The 13,145-nt window shown below is 67.4% G+C and carries 13 protein-coding genes; 4 read left to right on the forward strand and 9 right to left on the reverse strand.

The features are described 5' to 3' along the window. Positions 1-94 precede the first annotated feature (94 nt). From EJK15_RS75695 to EJK15_RS61530, 6 genes are read right to left on the reverse strand one after another with little or no spacing between them, the layout of a single operon-like run. Complete coding sequence (locus EJK15_RS75695; protein ID WP_138719606.1) at positions 95-325, reverse strand: tyrosine-type recombinase/integrase; 231 nt, start codon at positions 323-325, stop codon at positions 95-97. A 9-nt stretch (positions 326-334) separates the two neighbouring features. Then, a complete protein-coding gene (gene arfA, locus EJK15_RS61510) occupies positions 335-1,822 on the reverse strand; it encodes an arabinosylfuranosidase ArfA (protein ID WP_138719607.1) in 1,488 nt (495 codons plus the stop codon). A 3-nt stretch (positions 1,823-1,825) separates the two neighbouring features. Then, the gene (locus EJK15_RS61515) at positions 1,826-3,949 is read right to left on the reverse strand and encodes a glycoside hydrolase family 43 protein (RefSeq protein WP_138719608.1); all 2,124 of its coding nucleotides are present in this window, start codon (positions 3,947-3,949) and stop codon (positions 1,826-1,828) included. Positions 3,950-3,952: 3 nt separating this feature from the next. Further along, positions 3,953-4,762: a carbohydrate ABC transporter permease gene (locus EJK15_RS61520; RefSeq protein WP_138719609.1), complete on the reverse strand. Its 810-nt coding sequence runs from the start codon at positions 4,760-4,762 to the stop codon at positions 3,953-3,955. Further along, entirely contained in the window at positions 4,759-5,682 is a 924-nt protein-coding gene (locus tag EJK15_RS61525; protein ID WP_138719610.1) for a carbohydrate ABC transporter permease, read from the reverse strand. The genes EJK15_RS61520 and EJK15_RS61525 overlap by 4 nt, the downstream gene beginning before the upstream one ends. Next, on the reverse strand, positions 5,682-7,010 hold the full coding sequence (locus EJK15_RS61530) for an ABC transporter substrate-binding protein (protein WP_138719611.1): 1,329 nt from the start codon (positions 7,008-7,010) through the stop codon (positions 5,682-5,684). The genes EJK15_RS61525 and EJK15_RS61530 overlap by 1 nt, the downstream gene beginning before the upstream one ends. Positions 7,011-7,134: 124 nt before the next feature. On the opposite strand from EJK15_RS61530, the gene EJK15_RS61535 reads away from it, so the two are divergent. Together EJK15_RS61535 and EJK15_RS72090 are read left to right on the forward strand one after the other, a co-directional pair. After that, positions 7,135-8,190 (forward strand): LacI family DNA-binding transcriptional regulator, encoded by a 1,056-nt coding sequence (locus EJK15_RS61535; RefSeq protein ID WP_206061987.1) that lies wholly within the window; start codon positions 7,135-7,137, stop codon positions 8,188-8,190. 550 nt (positions 8,191-8,740) lie between these two features. Beyond that, complete coding sequence (locus EJK15_RS72090; RefSeq protein ID WP_171075262.1) at positions 8,741-8,890, forward strand: hypothetical protein; 150 nt, start codon at positions 8,741-8,743, stop codon at positions 8,888-8,890. A 5-nt stretch (positions 8,891-8,895) separates the two neighbouring features. Here EJK15_RS72090 and EJK15_RS61540 read toward each other — a convergent pair whose 3' ends face one another. Next, on the reverse strand, positions 8,896-9,270 hold the full coding sequence (locus EJK15_RS61540) for a nuclear transport factor 2 family protein (RefSeq protein ID WP_138719612.1): 375 nt from the start codon (positions 9,268-9,270) through the stop codon (positions 8,896-8,898). Between the two features lie 208 nt (positions 9,271-9,478). Here EJK15_RS61540 and EJK15_RS61545 point away from each other — a divergent pair, with 208 nt between their 5' ends. Then, positions 9,479-9,760 (forward strand): hypothetical protein, encoded by a 282-nt coding sequence (locus tag EJK15_RS61545; protein ID WP_138719613.1) that lies wholly within the window; start codon positions 9,479-9,481, stop codon positions 9,758-9,760. Between the two features lie 877 nt (positions 9,761-10,637). Here the strand turns inward: EJK15_RS61545 and EJK15_RS61550 are convergent. Further along, positions 10,638-11,327 carry a hypothetical protein gene (locus EJK15_RS61550; RefSeq protein WP_206061989.1) on the reverse strand — a complete coding sequence of 230 codons (690 nt, stop codon included), beginning with the start codon at positions 11,325-11,327 and terminating at the stop codon, positions 10,638-10,640. 535 nt (positions 11,328-11,862) lie between these two features. After that, entirely contained in the window at positions 11,863-12,222 is a 360-nt protein-coding gene (locus EJK15_RS61555; protein WP_138719614.1) for a tyrosine-type recombinase/integrase, read from the reverse strand. A 304-nt stretch (positions 12,223-12,526) separates the two neighbouring features. Here EJK15_RS61555 and EJK15_RS61560 point away from each other — a divergent pair. Then, on the forward strand, positions 12,527-13,145 hold a 619-nt coding region (locus EJK15_RS61560), incomplete at its 3' end, for an AMP-binding protein (RefSeq protein WP_240777952.1).

Consider the following 13,145-nt stretch of genomic DNA (forward strand, 5'->3'; position numbering starts at 1 on the left):
GGATAAGTCCGTGCTCACTCACCCCGCCATCCCAGCACAGCCGAGCCCACCAGGCAGGCATAACGCTACAGATTCACTCGATCACACTAAGGCATCAGGGGCATAGACCCGCGGACCGCCCTCTGAGGTTCTTGTGGCGGGTCTTGCCCATGATGAGCTGGAGCGGTACTTCGGCTTCGCCGAGGTGGGTGGCGGCGCTGTGGCGCACCTGGTGCAGGTCGAGTCCGGCGTAGGTGTCGAGGCCGCGCTCCAGCGCGAGCTGGACCGCGGCCTTCGACAGAGTGTCCCGGGTCTCCTGCTTCTTGCGTTCGCGTAGCCCGGTCATCCCTTCCGTCTACAACTTATTGTGATCGAGCAAGTTTTCGCATTCCGCAAGAATCATCGTCCACGAGGCGGCGGGCAACCGCGCCGTCAGCCGGTCACCGTCAGCCTGTACGGTCAGCGGCTGCGGAAGGGCCTCCACCCGGTGCGGGTCGTCCCCGGCGGCGATCACCGAGGCCGACACCGGCCTGACCGCCGCTGGGAGCCGGGCGGTGAGGTCAAGGTCCTGGTCGGGCGACCGATTGACGGCGAACAGCGCCACCTGAGACCCGTCGACGGTGGCCACCGCCGACAGCGCGGGCGCCTCGCCGTACCGCTTGGTCTCCAGAAGCGGCCCGAACGGCTCCACCCGCAGCACAGTGCCGCGCGCGTGCCGGGCCGTCAGCGCGAACGGGTGGAAGATCGTCTGACGCCAGGCCGGGCCGCCGGGCTTGGTCCTGATCGGCGCGATGATGTTGGCGAGCTGCGCCTGGCAGGCGATGCTCACCCGGTCGGCGTGCCGCAGCAGCGTGATGAGGAAGTCCCCCACCACCACGGCGTCGGCGGCGGTGAAGGTGTCCTCGATCAGCTCCGGCGTCTCCTGGAACGGCGAGCGCTCGCGCCCGGTGAACCGGCTCTGGTACCAGACGTTCCACTCGTCGAAGGACAGGTTGATCTTCTTCTTGCGCCGGAGTTTCGCTCCGATGTGGTCGGCCGTGGCCACGATGGCCGAGATGTAGCGGTCCATGTCCACGGCGCTGCAGAGGAAGCCGGGCAGGTCGCCGTTCTCCTCGTAGTAGTTGTGCAGGGACAGGTAGTCGACCGCGTCGTAGGCGTGTTCGAGCACAGTGGCTTCCCACGCGCCGAATGTCGGCATCCCGCTGTTGGAGCTGCCGCACAGCACCAGTTCGATGTCGGGGTCGACGAGCCGCATGGCCTTGGCGGTCTCGTTCGCGAGCCGTCCGTACTCGTGCGCGCTCTTGTGGCCGATCTGCCAGGGTCCGTCCATCTCGTTGCCGAGACACCAGAGCTTGATCCCGTACGGGTTGGTCACCCCGTGTTTGACCCGCAGGTCCGACCACTGCGTACCCGAGGGGTGGTTGGCGTATTCGAGTAGGTCACAGGCCTCCTGGATGCCCCGGGTGCCGAGGTTGACGGCCATCATCGGCTCCACCCCGGCGGCCCGGGTCCAGGTCATGAACTCGTTGAGCCCGAACGCGTTCGTCTCGATCTGCCGCCAGGCCAGGTCCAGCCGGGAGGGCCGGTCGGGGCCGACGCCGTCCTCCCAGCGGTAGCCGGAGACGAAGTTGCCTCCCGGGTAGCGGACCACGCTCACGCCCATCTCGCGGGTCAGCTCCAGCACGTCGGTGCGGAAGCCGTTGTCGTCCGCCGCCGGGTGGCCCGGTTCATAGATGCCGGTGTAGACGCACCGGCCCATGTGCTCGACGAACGAGCCGAACAGGCGCCGGTTGACGGGGGCGATGCGGAAAGAGGGGTCAAGGGTCAGGTGTGCTTGCGGCACAGGTCAGGCTCCTCGGTAGACGCGTACGTAGTCGAAGTCGGCGTTGACGGCTGGCTGGGCCCCTCCGTGGGAGACCAGGCCGATGCGCACGGCCGTGTCATTGGGGAAGGTCCACACGCCGCCCCAGGTCCAGGTCTTGCCGTCGCGGCTGGATCCGGCGCGGAACTCGTGCTCCCCGTTGGCCGGGTCCACATGGTGCGCTAGCCGCAGCCAGGTGGTCTTGGCGGGCGGGCCGACGATGTTGCCGCCGTAGGACAGGCGGCCGGCGAAGGTCAGCTCGCGGCCGTACTCGACCTGGCGGGTGTTCCAGATGGCGACCTGGGACAGGCGGGCGAAGTCGTCGTCGGAGGCGTAGGCGACCAGCCCGGCCTGCTGGTAGTTGCGTACGGCGTCCTCACCCAGGTCGAGCGTGACCTTGGTCTCCACGACGTAGTCCCCCTTGGGGGCCTCGCGCAGCAGCACCGACGCCTTGTTGGCGGCCCCGACCAGGTCGGCGCCCTGGACGGGCCAGCGCAGCGCGCCCTCCTCGATCTTGGCCGCAGCGTCCTGCCGCACCCAGATCCAGCGGGAGTCGAGCGGCCCGTTGAACTCGTCGGCGTCCAGCAGCCTGCCCGTACGCGGCGTCGGCGCCGCCTTGGTGACGGCCTTGAACAGCGGGGCGGCGGAGACGTTGTCGAAGTCGGCGCCCTCGTCGGCGACCAGCCCGATCGGGCCGTTCGCTCTGCCCGTGACGGTGACGCTCGCCTGCGGGTCACGGAGCCGGGCCTCGGTCACTTCGGCGGTGATCGTCCGTCCCTTGACGGTGACGGCCAGATTGTGCCAGGTCGCGGCCCCTCCGGGCAGCGCCACCGTACGGGACGCGCCGCCCGAGATAAGCATCAACCCGTCGCGCGAAACGACCGCGGTCGTGCCGCCGATGCGAATCCCGGCGGACTTGTCCGTCTTGAGGTCGGTCTCGACGCGGACGTCCCCACCGAACGACTTGCGGCTGATGAGCGTGCCCTGGCCACGGACATATCCATCCTGTACGGTCCAGCCGGCCGTGTTCCGCCAGCCCGACAGATCGCCCGCGAACTGATCGTCCACGACCCCGCGGGTCACCGGCGTCTCCCGCGACTGCTCGGAAGGCCCGGCCCCCGCGCGCACGGTCGGCCAGCCGTCGATCCAGTCCAGCCGGTCCAGCAGCATGGGCCGCTCGTTGATCCCGTACGGCTCGTCCAGGAACGGGTCGCTTCGATCGATGGCGTGGTAGAGCATCCAGTCCTGACCGGAAAGGTCGGTGAGCTGGGCGTGGTGGCCGGTGCCGATGTAGCGGTTGCCGTTCTGGTCCAGAACAGGGGTGCCACCGGCGCGCGAGGCCAGCAGCGGCACGCCCTCGCGGTCGACGAACGGCCCGCGCGGGCTGGTCGAGCGCCCGGCCAGCACCGAGTAACCGGTGGTCGGCCCGGCGCAGCAGTTCGCCGAGGAGCCGAGCAGATAGTAGTAGCCGTCGTGGCGCACCACGTACGCGCCCTCGAACTTGTTGTCGATCGCGACCTGCTGCGGCTGCCCGGTGGCGTGCAGCCCGTCGTCGGACAGCTCGGTCACCCACAGGCCGCCGAAGAACCCGCCGAAGTACAGGTATTTGCGCCCGTCCACGTCGGTGAACTGCGAGGGGTCGATCGTGTTCCAGTACGAGTTGCCCGAGGGACGCGGGGCGACGACCGGGGCGTCGATGTGCGTCCACGGCCCGGTCGGCGTGGGTGCCGTGGCGGCGCCGATCGAGTAGTCCCAGTTGGCGGGCGTGGTGGCGGTGTCGGTGACGGTGAAGTACATGACGTACCGGCCGTCGAGGTAACGGATGTCCGGTGCCCAGAACAGACTGCCCGGGGCCGCGTACGACGGCAGGTTGTCCGGCCCGAACGCGTCGCCCACGTAGGTCCAGTTGACCAGGTCGCTGGAGCGGGCGATCGGCAGCGTGTGCATGACCTTCTCACCCTCGCGCAGCGGGTCCGACGTGCCGTAGGAGTACCAGTAGCCGTCCTGCCCGCGGATCACCGACGGGTCGGCGAACGTGTCGGAGAAGGAGTTGGACACCGGATTGGCGAAGAGGGAGAGGATCAGCGTGGCGATGACAGCCAAGTGCATATGTCAGCCTTTCAGGCCACTACGAGAGATGCCTTCGATGACGTACCGCTGGGTCAGACTGAAGAGGATCAGGACGGGGATGCTGGCCAGCACCGCGCCCGCCATGATCACCGGATAGTGGATCGTGTACGCGCCCTGCAGGATCGACAGGCCCGGCGGCAGCGTGAAGTACTCGGGACTGAAGATCACGTAGATCGGCCAGATGAAGTCGTTCCAGTTGGACAGGAAGCTCAGCACGGCCAGCGTGGCCAGCGCGGGCCGCGACAGCGGCAGCGTGATCCGCCAGAAGATGTGCCAGTGGTTGGCGCCCTCCATCAGCGCGGCCTCGTCCAGCTCACGCGGCAGCCCGAGGAAGAACTGCCGCAGGAAGAACACCCCGAACGCGCCCGCCGCACCCGGCACGATGAGCGCCGTCAGGCTGTCCAGCCAGCCGAGCTGGTCGACGATCAGGAACTGCGGGATGAGGAAGACGAACCCCGGCACCAGCAGCGTGCCGACGATCACCCCGAACATCAGCTTCTTGCCGTGGAACTCCAGCCTGGCCAGCGCGTACGCGGCCAGCGACGACACCGCGAGCACCAGCAGCATGTGCCCTGTGGCGGCGATGAGACTGTTGGCGAACCAGCGCAGCACCGGCGTGTCCGTGGTGCCCTGGAAGACCGTCCCGTACGCGGACGTCGTCGGCTCGGCGGGCAGCAGGGTGGGCGGTACCCGGGTGGCCTCGGTCTGCGTCTTGAACGACACGCCCAAGGCCCACACCAGCGGCCCCACGAACAGCACGGCGAGGGCCAGCAGGCCCGTGTAGCGCTTCATGACCGGGTCCTGAACAGCCGGAAGTTGACCACGCTGACCAGGATCAGCAGCAGCGTGAGCAGGTAGCTCATGGCCGAGGCGCTGCCCATCTTGTACTCTCTGAGCCCTTGCTGGAGTATGTACATGATCGCGGTCCGTGTGTCCCCGCCCGGCGCCCCCTGGGTCAGCAGGTACGACTGCCCGAACATGTTCGCCGAGGCCAGGATCGTCGTCGTCACCACGAACAGCGCGACGGGCCGCAGTCCCGGCAGCGTGACGTGGACGAACTCGCCCCACCGCCCCGCGCCGTCCACCTTCGCCGCGTCGTACAGCTCACGCGGGATGTCCTGCATCCCGGCCAGGTAGATCACCGCGTTGAACCCGAGCGTCCACCAGACCGTCACCCCGACCAGCGCGATCCAGGCCCACGGCGTCGCGGTGGTCCAGGGGATCGGCGTGCCGAGTATCCAGTCGACCAGGCCGAGGTTCGGGTCGAGCAGCAGCCGCCACATCAGGCACACCACCGCCACGCCCAGCACGAACGGCGCGAAGAACAGCCCCCGGAACAGCGTCCTGCCCCGGAAGGGCCGGTTGAGCAGCAACGCCACCCCGAGCGGCAGCACGACCAGGAACGGCACGCTGAACACTGTGAAGATCCCGGTCGCCCGCATCGACATCCAGAAGTCGCCGTAGACGGGCGACTGGTCGTCGAACAGCGCCGTGTAGTTGTCCAGGCCGACGAACGGCTTGCCCTCGAGCATGTAGTCCCAGTCGTGCAGGCTCACCCAGATCCCGAACAGGGCCGGGGCCAGCACGAACACGGAGAACAGGATCAGGTACGGCGCCAGGAACAGGTACGGCGTCGCCTTGCCCGATCGGGGAACGCGCACGTCCCGCCCCGGCGTCTCTTCCGCCGCCCCCTTCACCGAAATCGCGACCATCAGGCGCCGTACTTCTTCCGGTTGGCCTCAAGGATCTTGTCGGCCTTGGCGGCGGCCTCCGTGAGCGCGTCCTTGGGGCTCTTCTTGAGCAGGATCGCCGCGTTGATCGCCTGGTCGACAACCGCGGAGGCGTCCCCGATGCCCGCCACAGACGGCAGGAAGTACAGGTAGTCGATCTGGGTGCCGATCGTGGCCTGCTCCTTCAGCGCCGCGAACTCCGCGCCGTCGCGGATCGACTTGCGTGCCGGCACCTGGCCGCCCTTGGCCCACTCCAGCGAGTGGCCACTGATCCAGTTGATGAACACCTTGGCCGCGGTCAGCTTGTTCTGGTCGGGTGTACGCTGCTTGAACACCACGAACTGGTGGGAGCCCGCCCACGCCGCCGGTTTCGACCCGATCTGCGGGAGCGGCGCGACGCCCCACTCCAGGTCCTTGATCTCCTTGAGCGTGTTGATGGACCAGATGCCGTTCCAGTTGAACGCGGCCTTGCCGTTCTGCAGGGCGATGAAGTCGGCGTCCTGGCCGACGTTCTTGGGGCTGTAGCCCTTGTTGATGAGGTCGACGAGCCAGGTCAGGGCCTGCACGCCGGGGTCCTCGGCGAAGCGCGAGACGCTGGCGTCGTCGGCGAAGAGCTGGCCGCCGTTCTGGTAGAGCAGCGTCCCGAACTGCATGCTTCCGGTGAACGGGAACGGCGTGGCCCAGTGCCCCTGGATGCCCACCTTCTTCAGCGCCTCCAGCGCCGCCATGTACTCCTCGCCGGTCTTGGGCGGCTGCTCCGGGTCGAGCCCGGCCTTCTTCATGACCGTCTTGTTGTAGAACATGCCGAGCGGGTGCACGTCGAGCGGGATCGAGTAGCGCGTGCCCTTGTAGCCGCCGGCCTTCCAGACCGGCGGGGAGAAGTCCGCCTCGGTGAGGCTGAGCGCGTTGGCCACGTCGTCGAGGGGCAGGACCACCTGCCGTGCCGCGTTGGTGGCGACGCTGTCGACGTGCATGATGCCGATGTCAGGGCCTTGACCTGCGGAGACGGCCGCGGGAACCTTCGCGTAGTAGTCGGCCCACTGGTAGACGTTCATCGTCACCTTGATGTTCTGGTGCTCGGCGTTGAACTGGTCCACCAGCTTCTTCATAACCGGGCCGTCGCCGCCGGTGAAGCCGTTCCAGAACTTCAGCGAGACCGAGGGACCGGTGTATTCGGTGGGCGCCGCCGTGGTGGCCGGCGCCTGCGCCTGCTTGGGGCCGCCGCCTCCGCCGCAGCCGGCGGCGCCGATGACCAGCGCGCCGAGGCCCAGGCCCAGTGCGCGCCGCCTGGAGAGGTTGTCGAGGGACATACCAGATCACTCCTGCCCGTGAGGTTACGGACGTTTTACATCGTTGGTTCCAACGTTGTAAATTGCCTCGCGCCAGTTCGTTACATCGTTGTAAACAAGGTAGGGTTCCGATGGCGAAGGGGGCATGGTGCGGCCGAGGCTGAAGGACGTCGCCAAGCTGGCCGGGGTGTCGATCAAGACCGTGTCCAACGTAGTCAACGACTATCCCCATGTCAGTGACGTGACACGCGCCCGGGTGGAGGCGGCGATAGCCGAGCTCTCCTACCGGCCGAACCTGTCGGCGCGCAGCCTGCGCGCGGGCCGCTCCGGCGTGGTCGCGCTGGCGGTGCCCGACCTGGACAACCCCTACTTCGCCGAACTGGCCACGAACGTCATCGAGGCGGCCGACCGGCGAGGCTGGACCGTGCTCATCGACCAGACCCAGGGCGACCGGGCCAAGGAACGCGTGGTGATCTCCGGGATCCGCGACCACCTCATCGACGGGCTGCTGTTCAGCCCTCTCGCGCTCACGGGCAAGGACCTGGCCGGGCGCGACGAGCGTACGCCGATGGTGCTGCTCGGGGAGCGCATCGGGACGGGCCGCTCGCCGTACGATCACGTCGGCATCGACAACGTGGCCGCCGCGCGGGCGGCCACCCTGCACCTGGCCGAGCGCGGCAGGCGCAGGATCGCCGCCATCGGCGTGCAGCGCACGGCCGCCGCCGCGACGGGCCGCCTGCGGCTGAAGGGCTACCGGCAGGCGCTCGCCGAGGCCGGCGTCCCCGCCGACCCGTCACTGGTCGCGCTGGTCGCGCGCTGGGGGCGCGCCGACGGCGCCGAGGCCATGAGCCGCCTGCTCGACTCCGGCGCGCCGGACGCGGTCTTCTGCTTCAACGACACGCTCGCGCTGGGCGCCCTGCGGACGCTGCTCAAGCGGGGGTGCGAGGTGCCGGGCGACGTGATGGTGATGGGGTTCGACGACATCCAGGACGGCCGGTTCGCCACGCCCACACTGTCGACCGTGGCGCCCGACAAGGCGCTGATCGCGCAGTCGGCGGTGGACCTGCTGGCCGAGCGGCTGAGCGGCGGGACGGACAAGGCACACGAGGTGTGCGTGCCGCATCGACTGGCTTTTCGGGAGAGTACGGATTTGCCCGAGAAAGGGCATTCTCGCGACTGCTCGGCTAAGCTTGCGATTTAACGTCACTCTCGGTGTTGGTTATGGCTCTGCCGACGTGACCAATGGAAAGGACGCTGCGGCGACCTTCGCGCTGGCTCCTGATGGCCGGCGCGCCTATGTCTTGATGCGCAGCGAGCACGAGGTCATGTGGTGCATCCCGGCGTTGGACCAGGGGCGCGTCTATTACACCAACTCCCGGAGTTGTCGGACGCCTCAGTGTTTCATGCCAGCCCAGGGCTACGCGGCCGCCGTCTCATCACCGCGTGCTCGCCGGAGCGCTCGGCCGAGTTGCAGGTGCAGTATCACCGACAGGACCACCGTCACGAGTGGTCGCCCAACCGACCCCACCCCAGCGCCCTGTCACGCCCGCTCCCTTGAGAAAGAGGCGTCCAACGGCACGGCTCTCAGATCGCAGCGACGCTCGCCGCCAGGCGCGGGGTGGGAAGGTCCGCCGGATCCCTCCACGCGAACGCTGACACCTCCTCGGTCTGGATAACGATCTCCGTCCCCTTCGCCCAGAACGCGAAGCGGAAGTCGGCGTGCAGGTTGCGCCGGCTCTCCCTTGGCCGGGTTGGCAGGGATCACGTGGACGTCGATCCTCCCCGGACAGGACCGGCAAGCCCTCACCGACCTGATCAGCCAGTTCGCGCACCAGGAAACCGACCCCGAGCGGCAGTTGACCGTCATAGAAGCGCCCGAAACCCTGGGCCTCCTGGCCTGAGAGAGTCACTGCTCAAGGCGTCCAGCCAAAGTGCCCTGATGAAAGTAGACGCGCCAGCCAGTCTCCGTCAGGCGCCATAGAGAGCTCCGCCATGCCCGGCGCCCCTGATTATCAGCAAAGTACGTCAGGTGAACGATCCCCCGAGCCAGCACGACCCCTGACATCTTGCTGACCGTGACCGGCGACTCCGGAGCCACCGATCCCTCCATCACAGTGAGGATCGACTCCGCGTCCCACCAGCGTCCTGAGGCTCCGATCTCGGTGAACTCCGGATCCAGAAGCTCCCGGACAAGGGCCGGAGAAGCGCGCACCTCCGGATCGAGAAGCCGCAACTCACCATCGATGGCCGCTTGCACGGCACGCTCATCCTCGTCCGTCATGCACGGATCCTACGAACACGCCTCACCCAGGCACAGCGAATATCAAGCCCGAAGCCATCAGCACCGTCCGGGGATCGAGCCCCACGGGGAGGAACCGCGTCACGGTTCCTGCGGCCCACGCGCGACAGCCATGGCCAACCTACGTGCCTGACGTGCCTGACAGGCCTTCAAGCGGCTGCCCAGCGCCCTGACCGACGATGCGGTCTGGGTGACCGACGGCACGAAACTCACCCGCGACCAGCTGATCGCGCACGCGCCTCCGGCCCGCAAGAACGTCACCGCCTGCGAGATGCGCATCGACGATCTCGTCGTCGACGGCCCCCGGTTCGCCGCACGCTGCTACCTCAGCACCGACCACCGCAAACTCGGACACGTGGTGATCGAGTGGATCCTCATCGGCGAGGTCACCGAGGACGGACGGGTGCGGCGCATCGACCAGCTGGGCCGAACCCTCGGCAACGCGGACAGCACCGGGGGGCCGGGCTCGTAGGTCTCGAGTGCCAGCCGCTCACCGCGGGGCTTGCCAGGCTTGACGCATCTCCACGGGTGTCTGCCCCTTTCGCAGGGTTCGTCGGACGGGAGTGGGCGGCACCCGTCCGCCTGGCGGGTGGCGTCGCGGGCCGAGCTCGGTCAACTTGGCCTACGTGAAAGAAGAGATCATCGTCCTCTGACCTGCTGGAAGGGTCCTCCAACCCTAGATAACGATCGTGGAGACCGCGTCGGGGGTGGCGAAGTCCATCCAGTTGACTTCACTGAACTAAGAAGTTGATCAAGAGTGGTTCGCGAAATGCCTGTTTAGGCAGGGACCTCCGGTGAGCCAGGGTCCACGTTCGGGTTGGACGAAGATTCGCGTCGCAGGAGGCGACCCCCTTTCTCATCAGGCTCCATCAGCCATCCCAACGGCCACTGCAGATGTTTACCTAACGCCTTGGGCTCCACTAAGGCTTCGTCGAGATCGACATGCTGTGCCTCCTTGGGAAATCGAACGGGTCCGCTGAATGTGGCTCTCGCAAACACCGCTTTGCCGTTGAAGGCGAGCCGACCTCGGCACCGATGGCCAGCGTGGTCTCCACCTTCGCCCTGGTGCCGGCGGCGCGGCGGCGCGCAAGTACCGGCATCACGAACCCGGTGAACAGGACTGCCATCAATCCAAGGGCGTGCAACGCCACATCCAGCCAGTCATCGTCGCACCCGCCTCCACAACTGAACAGATCAAGGAATGCGCCACCTCTGATGAGATTCCGCCATATCAAATGAGACGGGACAACCCCGACGAGAACTTGATCGGCCCGCAGGACCCGGACACATGGGCAGTTCTAGCCTTCACGGCCGAGCGCACCGACGAAGGGAGCGCGCTCGACATATGGTCAACTGCGGACCTGATGTTCCACGCGATGACGGATGTACTCGTCTGGATGCGAGCGGGCGATCGACACTGCCGCGTCCACGAGGTCCTGCAGCTCCGGCGGGTACGCGGATCGCCAGAGCGGTAGTCCGGGGAGAATGCATCGCCGAACGTCCAAGTGCTCGTTGCTCACGAACTCCTGAAGCGCGGCCTGGTACCAGTCCCGCGTCAGGACCGACCGGTCATCTGACTCTGCCTGGCTCCCGGTGTTCGGAGTCTCTGCTTGCACTTGGTGGAGCCGAAGTGGCAGAGCCGACCAGTACCACGCTCGCGCAGCGCCGGCCCGCTCCCCGTCGGTGCCCGTTCGCAGATAATCAAGCAGCGCTGATCGGACGCGCCGACGTCCGAATGCGTTCAAAGCTGGTTCGACGAACTGACGGTTGAAGCTCGGGTCCGGGTCGTAGACGGCTGCCTTGATGAGTACGTCGAAGGACGCATCAGACAGCGTCAGGCCGTTGCGGCAGGCTTCTCGGAGCGCCACCCGTGCCAGCTGATTCCAGCGCCGCTGATCGCCGGGAGCTCGCTCAGGCGCGACCTCGATCCCGACCACGTCGACCACGGCCGCCAGACAATGCTGGAACGACGCCCTGTCGTCATCCGTTCGGGCCGGCAGCGCCATGAACACCTGCCTCCCGTCCGCTGTGTCCTTCACGGCCGTTCCGTTCTCATCTGTCGTCAACGGGCCCTCCGGCGTCTTGATCCTTGATCAGTCGGCGCAGGTAGCGACCGCGCCGAGGAAGGTGCTGAGCGCGTCCACGCCTGGCATCGCCCCACCTGCGATCGACGAAGCTGATCAACGGATAGCCGGTAATGCGGCCGCGGACAACCCCTGCAGCGGTCGGAACCTCGATGACGTCGCCGACATTGGCGACATACCCGGACGCCTGCCACTCCGTGCATAGTGTCGAGGACCGCCACGGCACCCGCGCCAGCGCCCTCTGCACGCGCTCACCCGTACGCAGCTCTGCACGTCTACAAGTACGCCGACAGGCGGAGACCACCCCATGAAGCAATCCTACGGATCAACGCATCCCGTTCTGATAACGATCAAACGATGCCAGCCGGATGATCAGGAGCCGCCGCGCTCACCTGACGGACAACGTCGTTGACACAAACACCCAGTTCGGAGAGCCATAAGTTGATCGGGCTAAAGATAACGGGCGTTTTCGGGACGGCTCTCACGCGCCTCAAACGACCTTGAAAAAGTGGAACCCGGCCCGCTTGGGGGGCATTGGTAGGGCGGACGTCGCCGCTCGGTCAGGCCGCGTCCTTGTCGGTGTCGGACGCAAGCTGTAGCGGCGGGTGGTCTCCAGGCGGGCGTGGCCGAGGATCTCGGCGACCACAACCAGGTCAGTTTTGCCGCGGACCAGCGTGGTGGCGAGCGTGTGTCGCAGGACGGGCGCGGTGGTGGGATCGTCCAGGCCGGCCCTCTGGGCGATTTCGGCGATGATGCCGCCGGCGGCGCGATCGGCCAGCCAGGCCAGGAAGATACGCACGCGGGAGCGATAGGTGCGCCGGATCTCGGCCGACAGTGGCGCGTGTTCCAACGCGCCGGCGTACTCGCCAAGGACCGTGTCGTAGGCGACCGGAAGCCGGGTGGGGCGGGCGCCCGGACGGCGCTTTGATGGTCAACCTTCATGTCGCGCCGTGATCGGCTGGCGTGCGTGTCCCTGGCCCGGCCGCACCGCCGAAAGTTTCGGAAAAATACTTAAAATTTCTCTGTTGTGAACCGTCCCGCATTGCCTATTCTTCGGACCAGGTGGGTTTGAAGAGGCCCAAATAGGCTCGATCCGACGGGGCGGTTGATCGGGGGTAGGTTGTGCACTCGAAATATTTCGGTTACGTGCCGTGGTGAGCGGTGACGGTCGGCTCCTGCTTGCCGACCTGCTCGCACATCGCGCCGAGGAGCAGCCCGAGAGCCCGGCCCTCGTGGTGGCCGATGTGGGGACGATCTCGTTCGCCGCGTGGGACCGCCGGTCCAACGCGGTCGCCCGCGCTCTGATCGATCGCGGCGTGCCGTCCGGACATCGGGTCGGGCTGCTGTTCGACGAGCGGGACTGGATCGACTTGGCCGTCGCCTGGTGCGCGGTCATGCGGGCGGGCTGCGCCGCCGTGCCGCTGTCCGGACGACTGGCCCCCGCCGAGGTGCGCCACGCGCTGGCCGACTGCTCCGTGACCGCCGTGCTGCACGGGCCCGGCACCGAGCCGCCGGACGTGGGCGCATGGCGGGCGACGCCGGCGGAGCTGGATCAGGGCGAGGACGGCCCGGTACGGCGGGACGTCAACCCCGGCGCGCTGGCGCAGATCATCTACACCTCGGGCACCACGGGCCGGGCCAAAGGCGTCGGCGCCACCCACGCCAATCTCGCCTACGGCGTCTCCGCCCATCCGCGACGCCGCAAACTGTCACACTCCCGGCATTTCCTGCACGCGTTCCCCATCGGCAGCAACGCGGGACAGACCATGCTCG

Origin of the sequence: Nonomuraea basaltis (genome assembly GCF_005893125.1) — a bacterium.
Classification (GTDB): domain Bacteria; phylum Actinomycetota; class Actinomycetes; order Streptosporangiales; family Streptosporangiaceae; genus Nonomuraea; species Nonomuraea basaltis.